The following is a 26,658-nucleotide window of genomic DNA, read 5'->3' as shown; positions in this document are numbered from 1 at the left end:
TTCACCCAAGTCGCCGTCACGGGGGTGTCGTCTCGCCCTCGACATCGTCCCTGACACCTCCGTAGATGCCGCGATCGACGATCCACGGCCGGAGCACCGAATCCACCGACCACCTCGGAAAGCGGAAGGCGAATCCGTTGGGGGCGAACACCTCGAGCCCGTCGTCCTGCACACCGAGAACCGAACCCCAGCGCCGGCGCGGCGCCCGATAGCGGCGAGCACGGTCGGGCCGGTCCGCGAGATCGACGCGGATGTTGTGGGCCAACAGGCGGTCCGCGCGGTTACGGGCAGAGGAACGCAGAGGATCGGTGGCGGCGATGTCACCGATGGCGTACACCCCGTCGTGGCCGGGAACGCGCATTTCCGGGGTGACCCGCACGAACCCCGCGTCGTCGACGATGTCGGCCGGCAGCCAGTCGGAGTTCGGGGTGACACGGCCGATCGCCCAGAGCACGGCGTCGGCGTCGACAGGGTCCTGACCGGTCGACCAGCGGACGGTCCCGGAGGTGATCTCGTCGCAATCGAATCCGGTCGGCACGACCGCGCGACGACCACCGTGGATGCCGACCCCGAGCCGTTCCAGTCGCTCCGAGATCCTGCGCCAGGTCCGCGGATGATGGCGGACAAGCGCACGGTCACCGGGGTGATAGAGGTCGACTCGGGTGTCGGGCCATGTCGCGGCGAGGTTCGCGGCGGCACCGACCGCGGCCGCGCCCCCACCGATGACGGCGATCGAGGCGGCGCCGGCCAGCCGGCGATGTGCCGCGCGGAGTTCCGCGTCGACGTCGGGCTGCGTCTGCAGATCCGGGCGCCGCCAGAAACCGTTTCGAACCCCGGTGCTGATCACGAGCACATCGAAGGGTTCCACGGCCTCGACGCCACCGGCGTCGGCGACGGTGACCGTGCGGGCACCGAGGTCGACCGTACGCAGTACCGCGTGAATTGTGCGGACGCCGTCGAGTTTCCGGAACCGCCGGAACGGGATCCGATGGTCGCGGGCCCACCGGTCCGGGCGAGTCAGGCGCAGTCCGAGTTCCTGTCCGCTGACCAGGCCCGGCTTCGACGAGATGCCGACCACCTCGGCGCTACGGACGAGATGCATCGCGGTGAGCACACCGGTGTCTCCGAGCCCGGCGACCACGACGCGGGGTCTGTTCATCGGGCGCGGCCCGGTGACCCGCTCGGGAGCCCGCGACGTGGCGGCCACGGGACGAAACGCGACACCCGCCGCGTCGCCTCCGCATATCCCGGGCGTCGGGACAGGCTGCGCTGCTCCATCATCGGGATGCTCGCGCCGAGGAACATCGCGAGCATGACCACCACGCCGACGAGCAGCCACCACCGCTCACCCGGTGCGGCCGCGATGCCGAACAGCGCCAACGCCACCCAGAAACCCCACTCGCCGAAGTAGTTCGGGTGGCGCGACCACGACCAGACGCCGGTGTCGAGCACGGCGCCGGGCCGGTGGTCGGCGACGAATCGATGCAATTGCGCGTCGGCGAGGTACTCCAGGACGATCGCCGCGAACCCGACGACCGCGGCCACCGCCGTCAGCCAGACGATCGACGGTCCGGGGTCGGTGACCGCGACGTAGACCGGCACCATGCCGAGGAACACCTGGATCGTCGGGATGACATGGATCGCGAACAGATCGACGACGAATCCGGCCCGGCCCGCACGTTGTTTGAGCATTCCGTAGCGCCAGTCCTCGTGGTCCAGGCCCGGCCAGCCGATCGCCCAGTTTGCGGTCAACCGGATCGCCCACACCCCGACCACCGCCGCGATCACCCAACAGTGCACGGCACCGACGCCGGCATCGCCGGCCACCCACCACCACACGAGCAGACTGGGCGGTACGACACTCCAGTAGGCGTCGTACATGCTCGAATTCGCGTACACGCGACTGAAGGCGAAGATCACCAGGGTCGCGAGGAGGTCGGCCACCAGCGTGTCCAGCCAGAGGCGTCCGGTGTCGGGTCCGGCGGCGAGCCAGGCCGCGGCGACACCGAACGCCAGCAGGTAGGCGATCAGCACTCGGAGGAACGACGACGTCCGGCTCATGGGTGCTCCCGGGAACGCCGCTGCCAGGCCTACAACACCTTCTCGACGGCCCCGGTGAGTTTCTCGGGAGTGGTTGCGGGAGCGAACCGTTCGACCACCTCGCCGTCGCGGTTCACCAGGAACTTGGTGAAGTTCCACTTGATCCGGCCGCCGAGGACACCCGGCTTCTGGGTCCGCAGCCACTCGAAGAGCGGGTGGGCGTCGGGGCCGTTGACCTCGACCTTCGCGAACAGCGGGAAGGTGACGTCGTAGGTGAGTGTGCAGAACTTCTTGATCTCGTCCTCGTCGCCGGGTTCCTGGTGCAGAAACTGGTCGCACGGAAAACCGAGGACGCGCAGTCCGCGGTCGGAGTATTTGCGATGCAGCGCCTCGAGACCCGCGTACTGCGGGGTGAAGCCGCACTTCGACGCGGTGTTCACGATGAGCAGTGGATCGCCCTTGAAGTCCGACAGGGAGACCGGGGTGCCGTCGATTCCGGTGGCGGTGAAGTCGTACGCGGAGGTCATGTGCCCAACGCTACTTCAGTCGCCGAAACGTTCCAGCCGAATCCGGTTTCGGTCGTGGCCGGCCTCGACCATCCATTCACTGCAGGCCTCGACGAACCGGTTCGGTCCGCAGATGTACACCGTCGGCGTCAGCGAGGGCGGCATCGTCAGTGCGGCAAGCTCCTCGGCGTCCACCCGGCCGGGGGGCGGGCGGGACCCCTCGGGGGCGACCCGGGTGTGCACGACGGGCAGGTCCAGCCGCCGGTGCTCGGAGAGCAGGAGCAGCTCGTCGCGGTAGTACACCCGATCAGGCGCGCGTACCGAGTAGACCAGCGAGAACGGTGTCTGTGGCGCCTCGATCTCGCGGGCGCGGATCATCGACATCAGCGGCGCCACCCCGGAGCCCCCGCCGATCAGCTGCACGGGCCGGTCATCGCCCGACGCCCAGGTGAACCACCACCCGTGCGGGCCGCTGATCTCGAGCGGGTCCCCGACCTCGACGACATCGCAGAGATACGGCGACACCTCGCCGTCGTCGACCCGTTCGACGGTCACTTCCAGCGACCGGGGCTCGCGGGTGTCGGACACCGAGTACGTGCGGGCCGTCGAGTAGCCGTCGGCGGCGGTGAGCCGGATGTCGACGTGCTGGCCCGGGACGATGTGCATGTCCTCCGGCAGCGCAAGACGCAGCGAACGCGCCGACGGGGTGACGTCGGCGACCTCGATGACCCTGGTCAGCAGCCAGTCGCTCACGAGTACCGCTGCTCGCGCCAGGGGTCGCCGTACATGTGGTAGCCGCGTTCCTCCCAGAACCCCGGGGCGTCCTCGGACATGAAACGGAGGCGCCGAACCCATTTCGCGCTCTTCCAGAAGTAGAGGTGCGGCACCAGGAGCCGGGCGGGGCCGCCGTGTTCGGGTGCGAGTGGCTCGCCGTCGTAGGTGTCGGCGATCCACCCGCGCCCGGCGACGAGATCACCCAGCGGGACGTTGGTGGTGTAGCCGCCGTAACAGTGCGCCATCACGTACGGCGCCGGTTCGAAGGGCAGCGCCGCCAACAAGGTGTCGAAGGAGACGCCACGCCAGCGGGTCCCGAACTTCGACCATCGGGTGACGCAGTGGATGTCGGTGGTGATGTCGTCGTGGGGGAGCGCCTGGAACTCCGTCCACGACAACGACTTCGCGCGGTGATCGGCCGACTGGATGGCCAACGACCACTTGTCCAGCGAGATCGACGGCGTGGGTTCGGCCGACAGAACCGGGAAATCCACGGTCGTGTACTGGCCGGGTGGCAGCCGCCGGGCCTCGCGGTCGCGTCGACCCACGAATCCCCTGTTGACGATCGCCATGTCGCCGAAGTCTACGCGGGGATGCCGGTCCCGGTCGGGATCGCGAGCGGGTTCCGATCATCGTGAGTCGTGTGCCACCTGCGACGATCCTCGCCACCACGGCACACTCCGGTGTGCGACCATCGGGACGTACGCCGAGCCCCGAGGTGCGCATGTCCGACGATTCGTCCGTCACCACCGAGACACGGCCGACACTCGCGATCGAGGCGCGGGGGTTACGCAAGTCGTTCGGGAAGTTCGAGGCCCTGCGCGGACTCGACCTCGAGGTCCGGCGCGGCGAGGTCCACGGTTTCCTCGGCCCGAACGGCGCAGGCAAGTCCACGGCGATCCGAGTCCTCCTCGGGTTGCTGCGTGCGGATGCCGGGACGGTCCGGTTGCTCGACGGCGATCCCTGGCGCGATGTCGTCGAACTCCATCGGCGACTCGCCTACGTTCCCGGTGATGTGGCCCTGTGGCCGTCGATAACCGGTGGCGAGATGATCGACCTGCTCGGGTCGCTGCGCGGCGGGCTGGTGGAGGAACGACGCGCGGACCTCGTGGAACGCTTCGAACTCGACACCACGAAGCGGGGACGCCAGCACTCCAAGGGCAACAGGCAGAAGGCCGCGCTCGTCGCGGCCCTCGCCTCGGACGTCGAGCTGCTGATCCTCGACGAACCGACCACGGGTCTGGACCCGCTGATGGAGAACGTCTTCCAGCAAGCGGTCGCGGAAGCGAAGGCCCGCGGAACGACGGTGCTGCTGTCCAGCCACATCCTGGCGGAGGTCGAGACGCTCGCCGACCGGCTCAGCATCATCCGCGAGGGGAAGGTCGTCGAGACCGGAACACTCACCGATCTGCGCGGCCACACCCGCACCGCGATCCGCGCCGAACTCGACACCATTCCGTCCGCGGAGCGGCTCGGCGACTTCCACGACCTGCATGTCGAGCGGCACCGCCTCACCGCGACGGTCGACTCCGATCGCGTCGGGACCGCCATGGAGGTCCTCACCGCGCACGGACTCCGGTCGCTGACCGTCGCGCCGCCGTCGCTGGAGAGCCTCTTCCTCAGGCTCTACGACGACGCGGCGACCGCAGGGGAGTGACCGCACCATGGCGTCGACGTCGACCGCCGGAACCCGCCGACTCCTGCGCGCCTCGCTTCGACACGAGCGGCAATCGTTCGCACCGTGGATCATGCTGCCAACCGCGTTGTCGATGTCCTCGGTCCTCATCTATCCGTGGCTGTTCCCCGACATCGCGGACCGGAAGGCCTTAGCGGCAACCGTGGGATCCAACCCCGCGCTCGGACTCGTCTTCGGCCCCGCGTTCGACCTGTCCACCAGGGACGGGTTCAACGCCTGGCGCAGCCTGGCGCTCGGCGGCTTCATCGCGGCGCTCGGCATGATCTCAGTCGTCGTCAAAGCCACTCGCGAGCAAGAGGGTTCGGGCCAGGCGGAGTTGCTGGCCGCCGGAGTTCTCGGACGCTCCGCACGACCTTTGACCGCGCTGCTCATGGCGGTGCTGTGTTCGACGGCGATCGGGGTGGTGTCCTGGGTCGCGACCGCGCTGTGCGGCGGCGACTGGCAATCGTCGGCACTGCTGTCGGCCGGATTCACCGTCACCGGCTGGATGTTCGCCGCCATCGCACTGGTGGGTTCGCAGGTGGGGGCCGACGCCCGCGCGGCGATCACGATCTCGGTGTCGATCCTCGGAATCCTGTTCGTCATGCGGGGCTTCCTGTACTCCATCGACTCGCCCGCGTGGACGACGTGGATCAATCCCCTCGGTTGGATCGAGGAGACCAGGCCCGCGACGGGCGACCACTGGTCGCCATTGCTGCTCGGGGTGGGGCTCACGGCGATCGTCTCCGGCATCGGATTCGCGCTGCAGAACTCTCGCGACTTCGGGCAGGGGTTGATCGCGTCTCGTCCGGGGCCGGCTCGAGGCGCCGTGAAGTCACCACTCGGTCTGGCGTCACGGCTCAACCGCACACCGATCGCATCGTGGACTGTGGCTTTCGTCGGCCTCGGCGTGGTCTTCGGGTACTTCACCCGGTCGGTGCGGGGTCTGCTGACGACGAACCCGGAGCTCGCGGCGATCTTCGCGTCGGGCGCCGCGACACCGTCGGATCTGGTCTCGGCGTTCGCGACGACGATCCTGGGCATCATCGGGATCATCGCGTCGGTCGCGGGGGTGCAGATCGTCAACCGGGTGCGCACCGAGGAACTCGAGGATCGCGCGGAGTCCGTGCTGGCGACAGCCGTTCACCGGCTGCGGTACCTGGGCACCAACGTCGCGGTGGCGCTGGCCGCGTCCGGGATGTTCATGGTCATCGCCGGGGGCCTGGTCGGCATCTTCGCCTCGACCGCACACATCGGCATCGGATTCGGCGACGCCGTCCTGCAGGCCGTCGCGACGATCCCGGCGGTGTGGACGGTGGTCGCGTTCGCGGTCCTGGTCCTCGGCGGCAGACCACTCGTGCGCCCGGCGATCTGGTTGGGCGTACTCGTGTCGTTCGTCATGACGGTCCTCGGCCCGAGTTTCAAGTTGCCCGGCTGGGCCCTCGGGTTCAGCCCGTTCCACCATGTGCCGGATGTCGTTGCCGCAGGGTCGAATTCGTGGGGACTGCGGTGGGTGGGAGTCGTCGGAGTCGCCTTCCTCGCGCTCGGGTTCGCCGGGTTCCGGCGGCGGGACATCCCCTGACGCGAGAACGTGTGAGTCGCGAGGAGCGGTGACGGGCACCGCCCTTCGCTACTCCTCGTACCTGCGGACGGAAGGCCTCGTCAGCCCTGGCCGAGAGCCCGGGCGAGACGACGCCACTGCTCGCGGGGGAATGCCTTGAAGTCGGCCTGCAGGATCTGCACACAGACGTGATCGGCACCGGCCGCGCGGTGTTCGTCGATACGCGAGACGATGGCCTGCTCGTCGCCCCACGCGATGAGGGCGTCGAAGAGCCGATCGCTGACGGTCGTCAGGTCCTCCTCGGTGAAGCCCAGTCGACGAAGGTTGTTGGCGTAGTTGGGCATCGCGAGGTAGCCCTTGAGCCACTTGGTGCCGATCGCCCGCGCCTCGTCGCGGTCCTGCGTGAGGATGGCGGTCTGCTCGGGCGCGAGCAGCGGACCGGCCCCGAGCACCTCGCGCGCGGTGGCGGTGTGGTCCGGGGTCACCAGGTACGGGTGGGCGCCCCGGGTCCGGTCGGCGGCGAGTTGCAGCATCTTGGGTCCGAGGGCGGCGAGCACACGACTGTCGGCGGGTACCGGCGTCGGAGCGGCGTCGAGACCGTCGAGGAATGCACGAGTGGTGGCCAGCGGCTTCTTGTAGGTGCCGGGACCCTTCTGGTCGATCAACGGGGCGTGGCTGATGCCGAGCCCGAGCAGGAAGCGCGGCCCGAACTCGTCGACGAACCTCGCGTGCGCCGCGGCGACCTCCGCGGGCTCGTGCATCCACATGTTGAGGATGCCGGTCGCGACGACCGCCTTTTCGGTGGCGCCGAGGAGATTTCGCACGGAATCGAGCACCGGACCACCCACATCGGGGATCCAGAGGGCGGTGAACCCCAGCTCGTCGAGCTCGGCAGCGGCCTCCGCGGCCTCCGCGGCGTCTCCGTAACGTAGTGGCGAACTCCAGATTCCTACCCCGTCGAGATTCATGTCACCGACCTTACCGGTCGGTCCGGGGGCGATTCGACGCCAACGGACCCGCCGGGGGAGCCCCGGAGGACCGGACCGCGGACAGTTCGAGACGCTGATCCATCGCTGCGGTCAGCTTCCGGTAGATGTTGATGGCGACGATGCCGACGACGATCAGGACGATGCCGACCGTGGTGCTCAGCGACTCACTGACGAGCCCGGCTATGCCGACGATGAGCACGAACATCGGCACCCAGTCGAAGACGTGCAGGATCGACTTCGCCTTCTCGTCGGAGAGCCGGCCCTCACGTGACGCCGCCCGGAAGGTCGCGTAATCGGGGTAGAACTCGGTGAAGGAGATCGCGAACACCAGACCGGCGATCTGGATGATCCATCCGGTCCAGAAGTTGTTCGGGTCGTCGAGCACGGCGTCGCCGTAGGCGCCCGACGCGGCGCCCACCCCGAAGCCGATCACCCATGCCCACGTGATGACGTAGTTGATGTGCAGGAACAGGGGACTGGTCCAGAACTCCTCGGGCGTGTCCTCCTTCGCGTACTGGAGCGTGAAGGGCTGACGTATGACGATCGACCCCAACGCGAACACGACGAGTGCGATGTTGGTCATCTCGCCGCCCCACTTCTCCAGCCATTCGATCACCGGCTTGGCGGCGAACAGCGCGGTGAGCGCCATGGCGCCGAAGTAGACGACGTCGAAGACCTCGAGCAGTTTGATGCTCGTGCCCCGCTTGTGCGTGCCGATGACCAGCACCAGGGACAGTGCGAAAGCCGTCGCCGCGGCTTCCTCGAAGCGTCCCGGCCCCGACAACAGCGCCATGAGGATCCACGGCGACATTCCGGCGAAGGGGGAGTTCAGGAACTGGGTGAGAGCATGCCGCGCACCCGACATCCGGCCTGTCCTGTCCGCCTGAGGTGACCCGGCGGAGTTGTCGCGCTCATCAGTGGTCATGTCTGAATTGTGAGGTCACGGCCGCCATCGGCGCACGGTTCTTCGCGATTCTCATCACCTGGTCCCCCTAATGTGCGACCTCGTCACCGGCACCGATACCGGACCCCGCACAGCGGGCAGATGCCGCCGGCGTCCGGTTTGCGCCGAAATACGTACAACTGTGCGCCTTCGGCGACTCTTGCGTCCTGAGTGGGGGAACATGGACGTCGGGGTAGAGCAGGGCGGGGGGAGGGACTGACGGCGTGTCGGATGCGACGGACGGGATCGGCGGCGGTGGCTCGTCCGCACCGCACGCCGGGTCCGGGCCGCCCTCGGTCGACGCCGCGGTCGCCGACCGTTACCGTCTGTTGCTCGACCTCAGTCCAGACGCGATCGTCGTCCATCAGGACGGGGCGCTCGTCTATGCGAACTCCGCTGCTCTCACGTTCGCGTGTGCCGACCGCCCCCGCTCGGAGATGCTCGGACGACCCTTGAGCGACTTCGTCCATCCCGACGATGTGCCGCGGCTGCTCGCAGGACTAGAGGGCCTCGGGCCGACGATCGGGGAGTCGACGCCGCTCGAGGAGATCCTGATGATCGACGCACACGGGACGCCACGGCCCATGCTGATGACGTCGGTGCGGACGGTGTGGCTCGACCGGCCCGCGCATCAGGTGATCTTCCGCGACCTCACGGCACAGAATGGCGTGGGCCCCCGTCCGGAGCGGCCCCGCACGGCCTGGGATGCGGTCCATGATCCGCTCACCCGGCTGTACAACCGGACCGGCATCCTCGAGCGTCTCGACGAACGCATCGCAATCCTCGACGACGACCCCGCGTCGTGCCTCGCGATCTACTACATCGACCTCGACAGCTTCAAAATCGTCAACGACTCGCTCGGCCACGTGGTGGGAGACGAGGTGCTCTGCACGGTGGCCCGGCGACTCGCCGACGCGGCACCGCCCGACGGCACGGTCGGACGCGTCGGCGGTGACGAGTTCGTACTCGTGGCAACGCATTCCATCTGCAACTCGACGACCGAGATCGACCGGCAGGTCGACGCCGTACGCGCCGCGATCAACCGGCAGGTCCCGGTCAGCGTCCGGAATGACCCGCTCACCGTCCGCGCGAGCATCGGGGTGGCGACGCTCGACTCCGGCGACACCGCGACGCCGACGGACCTGCTGCGCGACGCCGACATCGCACTCGGACAGGCGCGCAAGTCCGCTCACGTGCCGTACGTGCATTTCCGTGTGCAGCACCGCGAGGAGCTCCAACGCCGGCAGCGGATCGAGGAGGAGCTGTGGCGCATCCTCGAATCCGACCCCGCACAGCTCGAGATCCACTACCAACCCATCGTGTCGACCGAGACCGGCGCCCTCGTCGCGCTGGAGGCGTTGCTGCGATGGAACCATCCCGAGCTGGGGGCGATCTCGCCGACCGAGTTCATTCCCCTCGCGGAGCGTTCCACGCTCATCGGCGAGATCGGCGCCCACGTGCTCGCCTCGGCCTCGGCGGAGGTCGCCGCGGTCGACGATCTGGACCATGTCCTGTTGAGCATCAACGTATCCCGCCGTGAGCTCACCGACGGTGAGTTCCTCGCACGCCTACGCACGATCGCCCGGGACAGCGGCCGCAGCCCCGGGTCGCTGTGTCTGGAGATCACCGAGAGCGCGTTGGCTCCCATCGACCACGACCTGTTGACCCTGCTGCACGACGTCCGGTCGCTGGGGGTGCGGATCTCGCTCGACGACTTCGGCACCGGCGCCTCCACCCTGAGCGAGCTATACCGCATGCCGGTGCAGATCATGAAGACCGCCAAGGGATTCGTCGACGCCCTCGCCGAGGGGCCGAACGCCCGCACGATCCTCTCCGGGATCGTGGCCGTCGCCCATTCGGTGGGAGTGCTCGTCATCGCCGAGGGCGTGGAGACCGTGGAGCAGGCCGACGTCGTGGCCGAGGTCGGGTGCGACTTCGCCCAGGGCTACCACTACGGACACCCGCGGCCCCTCGCCGAAGTTCTCGCCGACGTCCCGGTGATCGCGGCCACGGATGTTCCGTTCGAACGGAATTGATCACCAAAACAGATCCGATCGATACCCAGACGTGCCCAACCTGGTCCGTTCGCCGCGGCACCGCCTAGTACATTGAGCCCCGTCAGCCGTCGACGTCGACGGAGTTCAACGGGACAGCGAGGTCACGGACATGCCCCAGGTTTCCTGCTGCGGCGAATCAGCGATCGGGGCCGCGTGATGGCCGACGCGCAGGCGCGAGAGGTCGCCGAACAGCACACTGCGAAGGTCATCGGAGTCACCGTTGCGGCCGCGGTCGGCGGCTTCCTGTTCGGCTTCGACAGCTCGGTCGTCAACGGCGCGGTGGATTCCATCGAGGCGAACTTCGGGCTGGCCAAACTCATGACCGGCTTCGCCGTCGCGATCGCCCTACTCGGTTGCGCACTCGGCGCCTGGTTCGCCGGGCGCCTGGCCGATGTCTGGGGCCGCAAGCGCGTCATGTTGCTCGGCTCGGCGCTGTTCATCATCTCGTCGGTCGGCACCGGGTTCACCCAGACCATCCCCGACCTGCTCCTGTGGCGTGTCCTCGGCGGCATCGGCATCGGTATCGCCTCGGTGATCGCGCCGGCCTACATCTCCGAGATCGCCCCGGCCCGCTATCGCGGCGCACTCGCATCGCTGCAGCAGCTCGCGATCACCACGGGCATCTTCGCGGCCCTGCTGTCCGACGCGGTCCTGGCCGACAGCGCCGGCGGCGCGTCGAAGGACCTGTGGGCGGGTCTGGAGGCATGGCGGTGGATGTTCATCGTCGGCGTGATCCCCGCGATCATCTACGGCCTGCTCGCCCTGATGATCCCGGAGTCGCCGCGGTACCTGGTCGGCCGCAACCGCGATGACGAGGCGGCGCGCATCCTGCAGACCGTCACCGGCGAGGCGAATCCGCTCGATCGGGTCAAAGAGATCAAGCTGACGGTCAAGCGCGAGGCCAAGAGCTCCATCAAGGACATCACCGGGCCGTCGTTCGGACTGCACCCGCTCGTGTGGGTCGGCATCTGGCTCGCCGTCTTCCAGCAGTTCGTCGGTATCAATGCGATCTTCTACTACTCGACGACGCTGTGGCAGTCTGTCGGCTTCTCCGAGAGCGACTCGTTCCGGACCTCGGTGATCACTGCGGTCATCAACGTCGCCATGACCTTCGTCGCGATCATGTTCGTCGACCGGGTGGGCCGCCGGAAACTGCTCCTCGCCGGCTCGGTGGGCATGTTCATCGGCCTGCTACTGGCCTGCGTGGCGTTCACCCAACAGATCGGCGAGGGCGACAACGTCAGCCTGCCCGACCCGTGGGGTGTGATCGCCCTGGTCGGCGCGAATCTCTTCGTGATCGCCTTCGCCGCGACCTGGGGCCCGGTGATGTGGGTGATGCTCGGCGAGATGTTCCCCAACCGCATCCGCGGTGTCGCGCTGGGCGTGTGCACTGCGGCGAACTGGATCGCCAACTTCACCATCTCCATGCTGTTCCCGCAGATGACCGAGCTGGTCGGCCTGGGCATCATCTACGGCTTCTTCGCGTTCTGCGCGGCCGCGTCGTTCGTCTTCGTGCTGAAGAAGGTGGAGGAGACGAAGGGACTCGAGCTCGAGGACATGGACTCGGTCGCCGAGAACCGGCTGTCCAGGATCACCCAACCGAAGGTCTGACGCCGCCGATGTTCGATGTCCGCGACCTCACCCGACCGGTCGTCGCCGCACCGATGGCCGGCGGCCCGTCCACCCCTGACCTCGTGATCGCGGCGTCGGGAGCCGGGGGACTGGGGCAACTCGCCGCCGGTTACCTGAGCCCGGAGAAGCTCGCCGCCGATATCGCGACCGTCCGCGCCGGCGGGGTCGACGTCTTCGGGGTGAACATCTTCGTCCCGGAGACGAAGCCCGTCGATCTGTCGGCGGTGGCGCGCTATCGCAGGGCGCTCGCCGATCACGCGGCCGCGCTCGGGGTCGAACTGCCGCCGCTCGACGAGCTCGGTGACGACGACGATCACTTCGACGCGAAGATCGCACTCGTCTGTGATGAACGGATCCCGCTGGTGTCCTTCGCGTTCGGATGTCCGTCCGCCGACGCCGTGGCCGAGCTGCACCGGCACGACTGCAGTGTCGGGGTCACGGTGACCAGCGCCGACGACGCGGTGCTCGCCGCCGAGGCCGGAGCGGACTGGCTGTGCGTGCAGGGGCCCGACGCGGGCGGTCATCGTTCGGTGTTCGACCGGTACACCGCGCCACCCGCCGAGCCGCTCGAGGATCTTCTCCGCGCCACGCGCGAGCGGATCGACCTGCCACTGGTCGCCGCCGGCGGCATCTCGACCCGGGAGCGGGCCGACGAGGTCCGGTCGCTCGGTTCCACCGCGGTCCAGGTGGGCACGGTCTTGCTGCGGACCGACGAGGCCGGCACGAAACCCGCGCATGCCGACGCCCTGGCGGATCCGGCCCGGACCGAGACCGTGGTGACGCTCGCGTTCAGCGGCCGTCCGGCCCGTGCGCTGCGCAACCGGTTCACCGACCTGTTCTCCGATGTCGCGGTCCCCGAGTATCCGGCTGTGAACAAGCTGACCGGCGGGCTCCGGCGAGCTGCCGCCGCCGATCCGGACGGCATCAACCTCTGGGCGGGAACGGGTTACCGCGACGCCGTCGTCGAATCGGCCGCGGACACCATTCGCCGGCTCGGCTGAGATCGGGGCGACAACCCGGGCATCACGACGCCTAGACTCGGGGGACGACGTTAGGGGACGTCATGACCGAGCCACTGGTACCACCGTCGACACAACACGGCGCCGAGCGCCCGAGACAACACGGCGCCGAGCGCCCGAGACAACACCGCGCCGAGCGCCCGAGACAACACCGCGCCGAGCGCCCGAGACAACACGGCGCCGAGCGCCCAAGACAACACCGCGCCGAGCGCCCGAGACAACACCGCGCCGAGCGCCCGACACAACACGGCGCCGAGCGCCCGACACACCGGCCGCGATCAGCGATATGTCGGTTCGGGTAGGACGCTGCGATGGCCAGGCGCACGATCACCCAGCCGGTGGATCCCCCGCCCCGGGAGATCACCGACGACCTCGGTGCGGCCGGTTTCACCGATGCACGGGTGACCGGCCGCGGCGGTTTCGGCGTCGTCTACCGCTGCCGCCAGCCCTCCCTCGACCGCGACGTCGCCGTGAAGGTCCTGCGCGCCGGACGCGAGGAGACAGACCGTGTCCGGTTCTTGCGTGAGCAGCAGGCGATGGGCCGACTGTCAGGGCACCCCAACATCGTTCACGTCCTCGAGGCCGGTGTGACGAGATCCGGCCACCCCTACATCGTGATGCCGTTCCACGCCCGCGGATCGCTCGACACCCACATCCGGCGCAACGGACGACTCGCCGTCGCCGAGGTCCTCGACGTCGGCGTGAAGATGGCCGGGGCGCTGGAGACCGCGCATCGGGCGAACGTGCTGCACCGCGACCTCAAGCCGGCCAACATCCTGCTCACCGACTACGGCCAGCCCCAGCTGACCGACTTCGGCATCGCCCGTCTCGCCGACCGCGACGACACGACACGCGGCCTGGTGCTCGGCACGCCCGCCTACACCGCGCCGGAGGTGCTCCGCGGTGATCCGCCGTCGGTGATCGCCGACGTGTACGGGCTCGGTGCGACGCTGTACACCGCGCTGGCCGGCCGGCCCGCCTACGGACGCCGCAAGGGGGAGGAGCTGGTCGCCCAGTTGTTGCGGATCGCCACCGAACCCGTTCCCGATCTCCGCGACCGCGGCATTCCCGAACCCGTCTGCCGGGTGATCACCCGCGCGCTCTCCCGCGACCGGACCGAACGGTATGCAACCGCCGGGGAGTTCGGCGAGGCATTGCGGAGAGCCGGGCTCGAGATCGGTCTCACCGTTGCCGAGGTCCCGGTGCCGATGATCGACGTCGATGACCACGTGACGCCGGAGCAGCCGACGAACACCTCGATCGACACCTCGGAGTATCTGCGGCCCGGTGGTCGCGACGACGACAGCGCTGCCGGCTCGTCGCGACCACCGGTGGTCGCGACGAAGTACCGGCCACCGGTGATGGCCCATGCCATGGTCCCCAGAAACCGGTTGCTGCAGAGGCTGACCGCCGACACCCGGGCCCGACTCGTGCTGATCCACGGGCCCGCCGGATTCGGCAAGACGGTGCTGGCCATCCAGTACGCGCAGATGCTCGAGGAGAGCGAGGGCAAGACCGCGTGGCTGGCGATCGACGAGGACGACAACACCCCCGCCTGGTTCCTCTCGCATCTCGTCGACGCGATCAGCGTGGCCCTGCCCGGGCTGGGAACCGAGCTGACCCAGGCCCTCGAAGAGCATGGTGAGGGCGCCGAGCGGTATGTGCTGACCGCGCTCGTCAACCGGGCACACTCCGCCGACGAACACGTCCGGGTGGTGCTCGACGACTGGCATCGGATCACCAATCCGGCGAGCCGCGCCGTCGCGCTGTTCCTCATCGAGCACGGTTGCCGCCACCTCCAATTGGTGGTCACCAGCCGCACGCGCCTGCATCTACCCCTCAGCAGCCTGCGCGTGAGGAACGAACTCATCGAGATCGACGCCCGCGCACTGCGTTTCGACATCGATGAGTCACGCGAACTTCTCATCTCCGGCACCGGGCTGCCGATCGACGACTCCGACGTCGCCGAGCTCGAGGAGACCACCGACGGTTGGGTGGCGGCCCTGCAACTGGCCTCGCTGGCCCTCCGCGACCACGACGACCCGCGCGCCGCGATCCGCCAGTTCGCCGCGAACCATCGCGAACTCGGCGACTACCTCGCCGAGAACGTCCTCGGGAACCTCGATCCCGACCTGCTCGACTTCCTGCTGGCGACCTCGGTCAGCGAACGGATCTGCGCTTCGCTGGCGGCGGCCCTCAGCGGGCGTCGCCACACGCAACGAATCCTCGAGGACATCGAGGAACGCGACCTCTTCCTGACCCGACTGGACGCCGAGGGGCAGTGGTTCCGGTTCCACCACCTGTTCGCGGACTTCCTGCGCCGCAGGCTCGAACGAGAGGACCCGGACCGCGCGGACGGGTTACACCGCGCCGCGGCGGCATGGTTCGCCGAGCGCCGGATGCTCAGTGCCGCCGTCGACCAGTATCTGGCCGCCGGCGACGAAGCGGAGGCGATCGACCTCGTCGAGCGTGAGGCGTTCGACATGCTCGAACAGTCCAAGATGAGCACTGTGCTCGGCCTGGCGGCCAAGCTCCCGACCACCGCCCGCAGACAACGACCCGACCTGCAGCTGGCGATCGCCTGGGCACACGCACTGCTGCATCACCGCGCGGAGGCCAACGCCGCGCTCGCGTTCATCGGAGCGGGACTGCCGTCCGATCCCGACGACGACGACGAGGAGGCGGCCGACGTCCGAGCCGAGACGGCATTGATCCGGGCCGCGATGCTCGTGCTCGACGATCAGCTCGAAGGTATCGACGAGGCGCTGGAGGCGTGTCTCGTCCGCGCCGACCGGCTGCGACCCTGGCTGCTGGGCGGTATCGCGGCGATCGCGTCGTTCCGCGAGGTCCAGCGGTTCGAATACGACGAGGCGCGCGAGTGGCTGCGGTGGGCCCTGCCGCACCACCGCAGGACGAACGGCCCGTTCAGTGTGATCTACGGATACATCCTCGGTGGCGTCGCCGCGCGCGAGGAACTCGACTTCGATGGGGCCGAGGCGGCCTTCCGGCACGCGATGAGCCTGGCCCGGGCGTCCGACGAGGACCGCTCCTACGGTTCCCGACTCAGCGGGGCATTGCTGGGGGAGTTGCTCTACGAGCGGGGCGAGCTCGACGAGGCGATCGCGCTTCTCGACGACACCTATCACCTCGGGGCCGAGGGCGGGATCGTGGAGATCATCCTCGCCACCTACGTCACCGGCGCGCGGGCCAAACATGCGCTGGGACAGGATGATCAGGCCGCACGGCGACTGGACGAGGGCGAGCGTCTGGCGCAGACCCTGCACCTTCCGCGGCTGGCGGCGCACATCCCCGCCGAACGCCTGCGGTCCGGCATCGGAGCCGCGGGGCTCGCACCCGAGTCGTTTCCGGCGCAGATGCCGGACGACCTCCCCGACGCCATCGCGCAGGTGACCGCGGAGAAGACCGAGGAAGCGGCCATCCGCGCACTGCTGGCCGTCGGAACCGCCGACGCCGGCACCGAGGCGACCTCCCGCGCACGGTCACTGGCCGGCTCCATCGATCGACACCGGCGACCCCGCGCAGCCCTCAGCGTGCGGCTGCTGCTCGCCGAATGCCTCGCCGCGTCGGACGCTGCGGGGGAGGCCGAGCAGGTCCTCCGCCCGATCCTCGACGATTGTGCTCGACTGGGTCTCGTGCAGCCCGTACTCGACGCGGGTCCCGCGGTGCGGGGCCTCGTCCGCCGGCTCGGCACCACGGCGCGCGGCGACGTGGACCCGCGGATCCTGCCGTTCCTCGACCGGTTGCACGTCTCACCGGACGCGGACTGACGCCTCACGTGCCGGTTACGGTCGTACGGCGTGTCGATCGGCCTTGTCCAAGACGCGGACGACATCGGCGTAGTCGCCCCGGCTCTCGGAGTAGCGGAGGAACTTGACCCGTTCGACCTGGATCTCCGGGGAGCCCGGTCGCGTCTCGATGAGATGGACGACCTCGTCGACGAATTCGTCGAGGGGCATCCCGAATTCGTTGTCACGATGGCCGGGCATCAGGTCGGTCCGCACCGCCGGCGGCACGAGTTCGACGACCTCGACCGGGGTTCCGGCCAGCTGGAGTCGCAGCGACTCACTGAGGATGTGGATCGCGGCCTTCGTCGCGTTGTAGGTCGGGGTCACCCGCAGCGGGGTGAAGACCAGGCCGGAGGACACGGTCACGATCGTGGCGGCCGGGCGGGTCTGCAGGTGGTCGATGAAGGCCGCGATCAGGCGGATGGGTCCGAGCAGGTTGGTCGTGACCGTGGCCTCCGCTGTCTCGAGGAAACCCGCGGTCGAGGTCCAGTCCTCGGTCCGCATGATCCCGGCCATCGTCACCAGGACGTTCAGGTCTGGATGGTCGGCGAGTACCGAGGTGGCAGCGGCGTCGATGCCCTCGGGGCTGGTCGTGTCGACGCGGACCGTGTGGATTCCGGGATGGTCGGTGCGGATCCGGTCGAGCAGTTCGGTGCGGCGACCGCCGACGATGACGGTGTTGCCGCGCTCCTGCAGGCGCAGGGCGAGCGCGAGCCCGATGCCACTGGTGGCGCCGGGGATGAAGACGGTGTTTCCGGTGATGTTCATGACCTCAGTGTTCGCCCCGGCAACCGAGCCATCCAGAGCACGCTCATCCGGGGATCGACGATCCCTGGCTGTCGTCACCGTGGCCGGGCGATACTCGACGAGTGGACCGTGAAGCGCTGGCCGGGCTCCTCGTGAGCCGCCGCAACGCCCTGCAGCCGTCGGACGTGGGGCTGGCGACCGGTGCCCGCCGCAGGACCGCCGGGCTCCGGCGGGAAGAGGTGGCGCAGCTGGCGGCGATGTCCACCGACTACTACACCCGCCTCGAACAACAGCGCGGGCCACAACCGAGCACCCAGATGCTGTCGGCCCTGGCCCGCGCACTGCGACTCACCCCGGACGAGCGCGACTATCTCTACCGGGTCGCCGGGCACAGTGCACCCGACCGGTACGTCGGCACCGACTACGTGGCGCCGGGCCTGTTGCGGGTGCTCGATCGGCTGGACGGGACCCCGGCCCTGATCCTGTCGGCGCTGGGGGAGACGCTCGTCCAGAAAGATTGCGCGCGAGCGCTGTTCGGCGATGTCGGCCATCTCACGGGGTTCGAGCGGTCGGCCATCTACCGCTGGTTCGTCCATCCGGAGACCGAACGCCTGCGGTACCCGGAACACGACCGGGATCGCCAGGGTCGCGCCCAGGTCGCGGCCCTGCGTGCCGCGTACGGCGTGATGGGTGCCGATTCACGGGCCGGCGAGCTGGTCCGTGAACTGCGCCGCCGTAGCGACGAGTTCGCCGACCTGTGGGAGACGCACCTGGTCGCACGACGCTTCGAGGACCACAAGACGCTCATCCATGCCGAGCTCGGGCCCATCGAGGTCGACTGTCAGGCGCTGTTCACCGAGGACGAGGCGCAGGTTCTGCTGGTCCTCACCGCGGCGCCACGGACCGACGCGGCGAGCAAGATCGAACTCCTGAACGTTCTCGGCACGCAACGACTCACCGAGGGTTCACGTCCGGGTCGTTGATCCGACGCCCGATGGCGGACACCTGCCGCAGCTGTGCACGGGTGAGCCGATCGATGACCAGCCGGCGCACGTTCTCGACGTACCCGGGCGCGGTCGCGACGACCTTTTCCCAACCCTCCTCGGTCAGTACGGCATTGGTGTAGCGACCGTCCTCCGGGCACTGGAAGCGGCGCACCCAGTTGCGCTTCTCGAGCCGGCCCACCACATGGGACAGCCGCGACAACGAGCCGTACGACATCTCGGCCAACTGGCTCATCCGCAGGGTCCGGTCGGGCGCCTCCGAAAGGGCTGCGAGAACCTCATATTCGAAGTGGGTCAGTTGCGCATCGCGCAACAGCTGCGCATCGAGGGCGTGGGGGAGCCGGGCGAGGGCGATGGCCACCTGGATCCAGGCGTCCATTTCTTCCTCGTCGAGCCACCGCGGCTCCTGCTCGTTTGGCACGCGCGCAGTCTATCCGATCCGACACACTTGAAGCGTCACTTGACTCTTCAACTAAACGGACCTAGGTTTCACTTGACACATCAAGTGATCCTCGACACGAAGGCGGTTCCCTCCATGTCCAACCCGATCGTCCGCAGCATCGGAATTCTCCTCGCGCGCATCGCAGTCGGTGTCGTTTTTCTCGCCCACGGGCTGCAGAAGTTCCAGCAGAACGGCTGGGGCGGCCCGAAGGGCTTCTTCGAGATGATCGACGTCCCGCTTCCCGCGGTGTCCGCCTTTCTCGTGACCTGGCTGGAGATCCTGGGCGGCATCGCCCTGATCGTCGGCGTCCTGACGCCGGTCGTGGGCCTGCTCTTCGTCCTGGACATGGTCGGCGCGATCTTCTTCGCCCACATCGACAACGGACTCTGGGCGTCCGACGGCGGATACGAGTTCGTACTCACCCTTGGCGCGGCGTCACTCCTGCTGACCGTGGTGGGCGCCGGACTCTTCAGTGTCGACGCCGTAGTGGGCCGCAAGATCGGTTGGCTCGCCCCGGATTCCGCGACGCGGCGTGACACCGCCGGGGTCGCCGGCTGATCGGGTGGCCCATCCCCGGACCGGCTGCGGCGAGCAGCGGGTCCGAGCGGTGTTCGGGGTGGATTCCTCCGACAGCTCCCGATCCTGAAGAATTCTGACCATGCCCTGGATGTTGCTGATCGGCGCGATCATCGCAGAAGTGGCCGCGACCCTGTCCCTCAAGGGGTCCGAGACGATCCCCGCGCTCTACGCGGTGGTGGCCATCGGCTACCTGGCGGCATTCGCATGCCTGTCCGGCGCGCTCCGGCGCGGGATGAGGATCGGTGTCGCATACGGCGTGTGGTCCGCCGCGGGCGTCGCCCTGACCGCCGCCCTCTCGGCGGTCGTGTTCGGTGAGGCGTTCACGGTTCTCATGGGTGTCGGCGTCGTGTGCATCATGATCGGCGTTCTTCTGGTGGAGTCGGGGGCGCCCGCGCGCGTGACCGACGAGGCCGGGAAGGTCTGACATGGAGTACCTGTTTCTCGTCGTCGCGATCGTCTCGGAGGTGAGCGCGACACTCGCCCTACGGGCCGCCACCGACGGCCGGAGAGCCTTCTACGGTCTGGTCGTCGTCGGCTACGCCGCGGCCTTCGCCTCGCTGACGATCGGCCTTCGGCTCGGGCTCCCACTCGGCGTCGCCTACGGCATCTGGGCTGCCGCCGGGGTCGCGGCGACCGCGATCGGCGCACACTTCCTGTTCCGCGAACGACTGACCACCCGGATGGTGGTCGGTATCGGCGTCATCGTCATCGGCGTGTTGCTCGTCGAACTGGGAGCCGGGCACTGAACTCCGGAGCCGGGCACCGAGCCGGGAGCCGGGCACCGAGCCGGGAGCCGGGCACCGAGCCGGGAGCCGGGTACCGAGGTCACCCGAGACCGTGTCCCACGACTCGGACAAGTCGGTCACGCCGGTCACCTCACCCGGCAACCCATACCATGCCGTGCGAGACATGTCTCGGGGATCCGTGATTTGGGTCATCGGACCCAGTGCCTATTCTGAGGGGCGTGACCCCCACGACCAGCAGTCCCGTCTCCGCATCCTCGGGACGTATTCGCAATGCCGCGTTCGCGTCGAAGGTGATGTCCGCCGCCGACGCAGTGAAGTACATCCAGCCACACGACACCGTTGCCATCAGCGGTTTCGGCAGCGCTGGTACGCCCAAGGTGATGATCCCCGCGCTCGCCGACCGGATCCGTGAGGTCCGCGGCTCGGGCGCGAACTTCACCATCAATCTGCTCACCGGCGCTTCGGTGTCCGCGGACACCGAACGTGCGCTGGCCGAGATCGACGGCATCGGACTGCGCATGCCGTACCAGTCCGAGGCGACCGCGCGGAAGAAGATCAACGAAGGTCGCATGGACTACGTCGACATCCATCTGTCGCACGTCGCGCAGCAGGTGTGGACGGGTTATTACGGGACGGTCGACGTCGCCGTGGTCGAGGTGTCGGGGGTCACCGAGGCCGGCGAACTGGTCCCGTCCGCATCGATCGGCAACAACAAGACCTGGCTCGACGTCGCCAAGAAGGTCATCCTCGAGGTCAACTCATGGGTGCCCGAGGGCGTCGAGGGCATGCACGACGTGTACTACGGGACCGCGCTGCCGCCGAACCGCAAGCCGATCCCCCTGACGAAGGTCCAGGACCGCATCGGACAGCCGACGTTCCGCGTCGACCCGGACAAGGTGGTCGCCGTCGTCGAGACCAACCATCGCGACTCCGCCAGCGCGCTCACCCCGCCCGACGCGGTCAGCCAGGCGATCGCCGGTCACGTGCTCGACTTCTTCGACTACGAGGTCCGCAACGGGCGGCTGCCCGCAGACACGCTGTTGCCGCTGCAGGCCGGTATCGGCAACGTGGCAAACGCCGTGCTCGGGGGTCTCGACCGCGGCCCCTACCGTGGCCTGACCTGCTATTCCGAGGTCATCCAGGACAGCATGCTGCGCCTGATCAAGGACGGCACGGTCGCACACGCATCGTCGACCGCCCTGGCCCTGAGCGAGGCCGGTATCGAGGAGCTGACCGCGAACATCGACTTCTACCGCAATCACATCACGCTGCGGCCCCAGGAGATCAGCAACCATCCCGAGGTCGTGCGGCGCCTCGGCGTGATCGCGATGAACGGCATGCTCGAGGCCGACATCTACGGCAACGTGAACTCCACGCACGTCATGGGCACCAAGATCATGAACGGCATCGGCGGTTCCGGCGATTTCGCGCGCAACGGTTACGTGTCGATGTTCCTGAGCCCGTCAACCGCCAAGGGCGGCGCGATCTCGTCGATCGTGCCGATGACACCGCACGTCGACCACACCGAGCACGATTCCCAGGTGCTCGTCACCGAGCAGGGACTCGCGGACCTGCGCGGGCTGTCTCCGCGTCGCCGTGCCCGGCTGATCATCGACAAGTGCGCGCATCCGGAGTACCGGCCGTTGCTGCACGAGTACTTCGAGCGGGCCGAATCGCTTCCCGGCGCCGGTCACACCCCGCACCTCCTCGGCGAGGCGTTCAGCTTTCACCAGCGGTTCTGCGAGACCGGCTCGATGATGCGCTGACCGGCGGGGTCATTCGTCGGTCGGCCTGGTGCCATTCTCGCGCGGGTTGTCGAAGGTCACGTCGATCTCCTGGAAGCCCTTGTTCCGCTGTGCGCGCGCCTGCGCGGAATAGGCCCGCTCGTCGCCCTTGGTGAGGATGACGTTGTCGGTGAACGGCGTCAGCAACGACCGCGGATACAGGTGGTCGACGCGCACCGCGTTCGCCTCGAGGCAGAACACCAGCACGATCGAGGTGACGTAGAGGAACGCGAGCAGACCGAGCACGATCGCGAACACACCGTTGGTGGCACTCGCGTTGGTGATGACGCGTTCGACGTAGACCGCCCCGAAGGTCTGGATCGCCTGCCAGCACAGCGCCGCGGCCAAGGCACCGGGCAGGACGTCACGAGTGCGCAGGGCCCGCGTCGTGCCGAACCGGAACGCGACGATGAAGACCCCGGTGTTGAGCAGGATCGAACCGAGCACCGCGAACCACCGGTTGGCGACGCCGAGGTCGAGTCCGGCCGCGAAGCCGTTGACGACGGTCAGGCCGATCACCGCGAGACCAACCGTCGAGAGCAGCACCAGGCCGCGAAGTCGCGCGACGATGGGATCGGGTCGATCGTTGCGGGGGACCGCCCAGATGGTGTTCATCGCGTTCTGGGCGGCGACGGCGACACCGAGTCCGCCGTACAGCGACACCAGGACGCTGATGATGAGGGCGGGAATGCCGCCGCTGAGCTTCTCCGGTTCGCCGAGTTGCTGACCGATGACCGGGATCTGGCTCAGAGCCGACTCCAGGATCCGCTCCTGCAGGGCGGGATTGTCGGCGAGGACGATGCCCAGGATCGTCGAGAACAGCAGGAGCAGCGGGAACAGCGAGATGAACGCGTAGTACGTGCAGAGCGCGGCCAGATAGGCGCCCTGGTCGTCGAAGAACTTGTAGATGACCGCGAGCGGGAAGCCGGTCGCCGGATGTCGTCGTTGGAATTCGTCGATGCGTCCCGCCAGCGACACCGCTCACCTTCTGCTCGTAACCGGCCGCACTGCGCGGCACCCGCCGGTACGGCGGGTGTGCTGACCTTAACCCGAGATTCGTTGTGACGGCCGTAGCCGGGTCCGTGCCGCGGCGAACGGGTCCACCGACGACGCCCCCACGGCGCGTAGCGGCCGTCCGGCCTGCCACCAGACGAGACCGGCCAGGCCGTGGGGGAAGAAGCGGGTCGTGGTGGTGATCTCGGTGGTGGCGATCTCGGTGCGGTCGGCGCCGGGGCGGCCACGCAGGCGGAACTCGACGAATCCCTTGCCGCGCGAGTCGTCGTGGACGCGCAGCCGCAAGAGGTTCGGACGGTCCTCGACCACCGGATCGCCGTGCCGGGGGAGTGTCCGCCAGAGACCGTCGGGGGTACCGGTCTCCACGGTGGTCGTGCTCGACTCGAAGACCTCCTCGCCGGACCATGGGGGATCGGAGGGAATGGGTTCCGCAGCAGGCGTTCTCGCGCGGACGTCAGACCAGGTCGCCGGTGCCGCACCGCGATCGACCCGGTCGAGGGTCGCGGCGATCGCCTGACGGTAGGACGTGAGTCCGCCGGGTGGACGGGGGATGATCGTGTCGATGTCGCGGTTGCGACAGACCGCGTCACACTCGAGCGACTCGATGAGCGGCCGGGCGATCCGTCCGCGGATCGGGGTCACGAGCCGCACCCAGCGGCTCGCGACGGAGGGGGTCAGGAAGGGCAGGACCACCATGACCCGTCGACGCAGACCCGCGACCTCGGCGTAGATCTGCATCATGTCGCCGTACTCGAGCACGTCGGGACCACCGATGTCCCACGCTCGCGACCCCGGCACATCGGCGGTGGCGGCCTCGACGAGGTAATGCAGCGCGTCGGCGACGGCGATCGGCTGGATTTTGTTGCTGACCCAGCGCGGTGTCGTCATCGCCGGCAGACGTTCGGTGAGGTGCCGGATGAGTTCGAACGACGCGGAGCCGGATCCGATGAGCGTGCCGGCCTGCAGCGCGACGGTCTCGATCGGGGAGCCGACCAGGATGTCGCCGACCTCGGCACGGGACGCCAGGTGTTCGGACAGGTCGGCGCCCTCGGGATGGAGACCGCCGAGATAGACGATGCGGGACACCCCACACTGCCGCGCTGCCACGACGACGTTCTCGGCGGAGCGTCGTTCCTCGGCCGCGAAATCCCCGTCGGTACTCATCGAGTGGACCAGGTGATAGACCACGTCCACGCCCCGGAAGGCGGCCACGAGCGAATCACGTTCGGAAAGGTCGCCTTTCACCACCTCGGCACGCGGATCCGAGCTCCACGGGGCGTCGGACAGCTTCGCCGGGGTGCGGGCGAGGGCACGCACGCGATGGCCGCGGTCGAGCAGGCGGGGCACCAGGCGCCCGCCCACGTACCCGGTCGCGCCGGTGACCAGGCAGGTTCTCGTGGCGTCCACTCAGGCTCCCTCGATGTCGTCGACTCCTCCGGAGGCGATACCCCCGAGACCCCGACCGCCAAACGCGGTGCCGCCCACCCCGCCGTAGGTCGGTACCGAATCGTGGCCCGGGTGACGGGCGGATGACGCCGGGCTCAGCTCTCCTCAGCGCCCGGCACGTTCACGAACCACAGGCTCTCCTCGACGAGGCGCTCGCTCTTCCATCCGGTTCCGGTCCGCACCATCGAGTGGTGGTAGGTGCCGCCGCACGTGCTTAGCTCGCTCATCCCGACGAACTGCATCGGGTTGTAGAACATCGCACGCACGGCCGCGCGGTCGCCGTCGAAGTCATATTCGATGTTGGTGATGAAGTGCTGACTGACCGTGACGAATGCGAAACTCTCCTCGAGCCAGTCCGCGATCTCGTCACGGGACCCCGCCTTGCCGAAGGGCGTCGACGTGTAGTCGATGGTCGCGTCGTCGGTGAACACCGAGCGCCACAGTGCCCAGTCCCTGGTGTCGACGCCACGCGAATAGCGGTGCAGCACATCGGCGATCTCGAACCGGTCGGTGATCTCCTGCATGTTCATCGTCACTCCTCTTTGCTGGTCAACGCGGAAGCGCGGCCACCTTCTCGTTCAGCCATGACAACGCCCGCAACTCGGTGAGGAGCCCGATGCCGTGGCCGAGGAAGGTACCCGGCAACATCACCGGGAGGTGCTGGGTCTCGACGGTGACATCCGCGCCCTTGGCACGCCAGGAGCGGACCATGCGGTCGGTACCGCGCGGGTCGACGACGTCGTCACCGCGGTTCTGGCCCACCAGGACCGGCATCGTCGGGGCGAGGCGTCCCAGCCGCTGTTCGTCGACCGCGGTACGCCACGGCTCCTTGTCCAGATGGGCGGCGATGGGCCGGCCGTCCTTGGTGTAGAACGTCGTCGGCACGAACGGCAGCATCCGCACCACGTCGAACACGCAGTAGGAGTTGACATCTCGCAGGACGCTGCGTCCGAGCGAATTGAACACCGACAAGAATTCGTCCCGGTGTTGCGGGTAGGCGGCGATGAAACCGTTGACCACCCATCCGACGCCCCCGCCGAGCAGGCTTCCGTCACCGAGTCTTGCCAGATCGACCAGATCCGGCGCCGGCGCGCCCACGAACGCGGCGAAGACCGGGAGTTCAGGTGCGTACGACGCGGCGAGTTCGGCGGCGGAACCCGACGCGAACCCCCCCTCGGAGTAACCCCAGAACGCGACCGGTGCCTTCGCACTGACACCGAACCTCGGGTTACGCGCGACGCGGGCCATGTCGAGCATCGACGTGCCCAGGGATCGCCGGTTGAGATAGGGATGGTCGCCGGGTGTGCCGAGTCCCTCGTAGTCGGTCAGCGCGACCGCGTATCCGTTGGCGAGCAGCGCACCGATCGCCAACTCCTCGTACTCCTGTCCGTACCGCAGCAGCCGTGACGGCGCGCATTTGTCGCCCGCGCCGATGGTTCCGGAGCCGACCACGACCAGCGGCCGGTCCCCGCGTCCCTTCCATGGTTGTCGCGGCACCAGCACGCTGCCGGTGACCGCGGTCGGACGGTTGCGTGCGCCGGTGCTCGTGTACATCACCGTGGTCGTGCGGGCGTCGATGTCGGCCCCCGTGTACGGGATCACCGCGGCAAACGACGGTGCCGACCGGATCAGTGCACCGGGACGGGTGTCGAAGTGCGCGGGAGGGTCGTAGAAGCCGGGCCACGGATCGTCGGCCCAGGCGCCGCCTGCGCCGAGGACGGTGGCCGCAATGGCCGTCACGGATGCGACAACCAGCGACGACCACCCTCTTCGGCCCCCACGCACCCGGTCACTCCTCCGACGACCGACTTCACCCCGTGCTGTTCGACCCCGACTGGACATGTGTCCATTAGTCCGGTCCTGCTCCCGTTTGTCAGCGGATTCGGGAAAATTC

24 protein-coding genes are annotated in these 26,658 nt (G+C 68.4%); 11 read left to right on the top strand and 13 right to left on the bottom strand.

Annotated elements, in window-relative coordinates; all coding sequences use genetic code 11:
* Positions 1-16 precede the first annotated feature (16 nt).
* The 5 genes from ABFT43_RS13870 to ABFT43_RS13850 are packed head-to-tail and all read right to left on the bottom strand — an operon-like array spanning position 17 to position 3,892.
* Positions 17-1,159 carry an FAD-dependent oxidoreductase gene (locus tag ABFT43_RS13870; protein WP_347960940.1) on the bottom strand — a complete coding sequence of 381 codons (1,143 nt, stop codon included), beginning with the start codon at positions 1,157-1,159 and terminating at the stop codon, positions 17-19.
* Positions 1,156-2,061: a DUF1295 domain-containing protein gene (locus tag ABFT43_RS13865; protein WP_347960939.1), complete on the bottom strand. Its 906-nt coding sequence runs from the start codon at positions 2,059-2,061 to the stop codon at positions 1,156-1,158. The genes ABFT43_RS13870 and ABFT43_RS13865 overlap by 4 nt, the downstream gene beginning before the upstream one ends.
* A gap of 29 nt (positions 2,062-2,090) precedes the next feature.
* Complete coding sequence (locus ABFT43_RS13860) at positions 2,091-2,567, bottom strand: glutathione peroxidase (RefSeq protein ID WP_347960938.1); 477 nt, start codon at positions 2,565-2,567, stop codon at positions 2,091-2,093.
* Positions 2,568-2,582: 15 nt separating this feature from the next.
* A complete protein-coding gene (locus tag ABFT43_RS13855; RefSeq protein ID WP_347960937.1) occupies positions 2,583-3,299 on the bottom strand; it encodes an FAD-binding oxidoreductase in 717 nt (238 codons plus the stop codon).
* Positions 3,296-3,892: a sulfite oxidase-like oxidoreductase gene (locus tag ABFT43_RS13850; RefSeq protein WP_347960936.1), complete on the bottom strand. Its 597-nt coding sequence runs from the start codon at positions 3,890-3,892 to the stop codon at positions 3,296-3,298. The genes ABFT43_RS13855 and ABFT43_RS13850 overlap by 4 nt, the downstream gene beginning before the upstream one ends.
* Positions 3,893-4,044: 152 nt before the next feature.
* Here ABFT43_RS13850 and ABFT43_RS13845 point away from each other — a divergent pair, with 152 nt between their 5' ends.
* Both ABFT43_RS13845 and ABFT43_RS13840 read left to right on the top strand, forming a co-directional pair.
* Positions 4,045-4,977 carry an ABC transporter ATP-binding protein gene (locus ABFT43_RS13845; protein ID WP_347960935.1) on the top strand — a complete coding sequence of 311 codons (933 nt, stop codon included), beginning with the start codon at positions 4,045-4,047 and terminating at the stop codon, positions 4,975-4,977.
* A 7-nt stretch (positions 4,978-4,984) separates the two neighbouring features.
* Entirely contained in the window at positions 4,985-6,577 is a 1,593-nt protein-coding gene (locus tag ABFT43_RS13840) for an ABC transporter permease (RefSeq protein ID WP_347960934.1), read from the top strand.
* An 80-nt stretch (positions 6,578-6,657) separates the two neighbouring features.
* Here ABFT43_RS13840 and ABFT43_RS13835 read toward each other — a convergent pair whose 3' ends face one another.
* Together ABFT43_RS13835 and ABFT43_RS13830 are read right to left on the bottom strand one after the other, a co-directional pair.
* A complete protein-coding gene (locus ABFT43_RS13835; protein ID WP_347960933.1) occupies positions 6,658-7,524 on the bottom strand; it encodes an LLM class F420-dependent oxidoreductase in 867 nt (288 codons plus the stop codon).
* A gap of 10 nt (positions 7,525-7,534) precedes the next feature.
* Positions 7,535-8,470, bottom strand: a complete 936-nt coding sequence (locus ABFT43_RS13830) for a hypothetical protein (protein ID WP_457590153.1) — start codon at positions 8,468-8,470, stop codon at positions 7,535-7,537.
* A 242-nt stretch (positions 8,471-8,712) separates the two neighbouring features.
* Here ABFT43_RS13830 and ABFT43_RS13825 point away from each other — a divergent pair, with 242 nt between their 5' ends.
* From ABFT43_RS13825 to ABFT43_RS13810, 4 genes are all read left to right on the top strand, one after another.
* Positions 8,713-10,524, top strand: coding sequence for a putative bifunctional diguanylate cyclase/phosphodiesterase (locus ABFT43_RS13825; protein ID WP_347960932.1), 1,812 nt, complete (start codon positions 8,713-8,715; stop codon positions 10,522-10,524).
* Between the two features lie 177 nt (positions 10,525-10,701).
* Positions 10,702-12,156 carry a sugar porter family MFS transporter gene (locus tag ABFT43_RS13820; protein ID WP_347960931.1) on the top strand — a complete coding sequence of 485 codons (1,455 nt, stop codon included), beginning with the start codon at positions 10,702-10,704 and terminating at the stop codon, positions 12,154-12,156.
* Between the two features lie 8 nt (positions 12,157-12,164).
* A complete protein-coding gene (locus tag ABFT43_RS13815) occupies positions 12,165-13,178 on the top strand; it encodes an NAD(P)H-dependent flavin oxidoreductase (RefSeq protein WP_347960930.1) in 1,014 nt (337 codons plus the stop codon).
* 329 nt (positions 13,179-13,507) lie between these two features.
* Entirely contained in the window at positions 13,508-16,984 is a 3,477-nt protein-coding gene (locus ABFT43_RS13810) for a protein kinase domain-containing protein (protein WP_347960929.1), read from the top strand.
* Between the two features lie 15 nt (positions 16,985-16,999).
* On the opposite strand, the gene ABFT43_RS13805 is transcribed toward ABFT43_RS13810, so the two are convergent.
* Complete coding sequence (locus ABFT43_RS13805) at positions 17,000-17,770, bottom strand: SDR family oxidoreductase (protein WP_347960928.1); 771 nt, start codon at positions 17,768-17,770, stop codon at positions 17,000-17,002.
* Between the two features lie 101 nt (positions 17,771-17,871).
* Here ABFT43_RS13805 and ABFT43_RS13800 point away from each other — a divergent pair, with 101 nt between their 5' ends.
* Complete coding sequence (locus tag ABFT43_RS13800) at positions 17,872-18,732, top strand: helix-turn-helix transcriptional regulator (protein WP_347960927.1); 861 nt, start codon at positions 17,872-17,874, stop codon at positions 18,730-18,732.
* Here the strand turns inward: ABFT43_RS13800 and ABFT43_RS13795 are convergent.
* The gene (locus tag ABFT43_RS13795; RefSeq protein ID WP_347960926.1) at positions 18,704-19,174 is read right to left on the bottom strand and encodes a MarR family winged helix-turn-helix transcriptional regulator; all 471 of its coding nucleotides are present in this window, start codon (positions 19,172-19,174) and stop codon (positions 18,704-18,706) included. The genes ABFT43_RS13800 and ABFT43_RS13795 overlap by 29 nt on opposite strands.
* 114 nt (positions 19,175-19,288) lie before the next feature.
* Here ABFT43_RS13795 and ABFT43_RS13790 point away from each other — a divergent pair, with 114 nt between their 5' ends.
* The 4 genes from ABFT43_RS13790 (at position 19,289) to ABFT43_RS13775 (ending at position 22,286) form a co-directional block, all read left to right on the top strand.
* Positions 19,289-19,753 carry a DoxX family protein gene (locus ABFT43_RS13790; protein ID WP_347960925.1) on the top strand — a complete coding sequence of 155 codons (465 nt, stop codon included), beginning with the start codon at positions 19,289-19,291 and terminating at the stop codon, positions 19,751-19,753.
* 100 nt (positions 19,754-19,853) lie between these two features.
* Entirely contained in the window at positions 19,854-20,198 is a 345-nt protein-coding gene (locus ABFT43_RS13785) for a DMT family transporter (protein ID WP_347960924.1), read from the top strand.
* A 1-nt stretch (position 20,199) separates the two neighbouring features.
* Complete coding sequence (locus ABFT43_RS13780; protein WP_347960923.1) at positions 20,200-20,520, top strand: DMT family transporter; 321 nt, start codon at positions 20,200-20,202, stop codon at positions 20,518-20,520.
* A 218-nt stretch (positions 20,521-20,738) separates the two neighbouring features.
* Positions 20,739-22,286, top strand: a complete 1,548-nt coding sequence (locus ABFT43_RS13775) for an acetyl-CoA hydrolase/transferase family protein (protein WP_347960922.1) — start codon at positions 20,739-20,741, stop codon at positions 22,284-22,286.
* Positions 22,287-22,295: 9 nt separating this feature from the next.
* Here ABFT43_RS13775 and ABFT43_RS13770 read toward each other — a convergent pair whose 3' ends face one another.
* From ABFT43_RS13770 to ABFT43_RS13755, 4 genes are all read right to left on the bottom strand, one after another.
* The gene (locus tag ABFT43_RS13770) at positions 22,296-23,282 is read right to left on the bottom strand and encodes a YihY/virulence factor BrkB family protein (RefSeq protein WP_347960921.1); all 987 of its coding nucleotides are present in this window, start codon (positions 23,280-23,282) and stop codon (positions 22,296-22,298) included.
* A 66-nt stretch (positions 23,283-23,348) separates the two neighbouring features.
* On the bottom strand, positions 23,349-24,725 hold the full coding sequence (locus ABFT43_RS13765; RefSeq protein WP_347960920.1) for an NAD(P)H-binding protein: 1,377 nt from the start codon (positions 24,723-24,725) through the stop codon (positions 23,349-23,351).
* 134 nt (positions 24,726-24,859) lie between these two features.
* Entirely contained in the window at positions 24,860-25,294 is a 435-nt protein-coding gene (locus tag ABFT43_RS13760) for a nuclear transport factor 2 family protein (protein ID WP_347960919.1), read from the bottom strand.
* A 19-nt stretch (positions 25,295-25,313) separates the two neighbouring features.
* Positions 25,314-26,504: a lipase family protein gene (locus ABFT43_RS13755; RefSeq protein WP_347960918.1), complete on the bottom strand. Its 1,191-nt coding sequence runs from the start codon at positions 26,502-26,504 to the stop codon at positions 25,314-25,316.
* Positions 26,505-26,658 lie beyond the last annotated feature (154 nt).

Origin of the sequence: Gordonia aurantiaca, assembly GCF_039939235.1 — a bacterium.
Classification (GTDB): Bacteria; Actinomycetota; Actinomycetes; order Mycobacteriales; family Mycobacteriaceae; genus Gordonia.
This window is presented reverse-complemented; position numbering and strand designations above follow the sequence as displayed.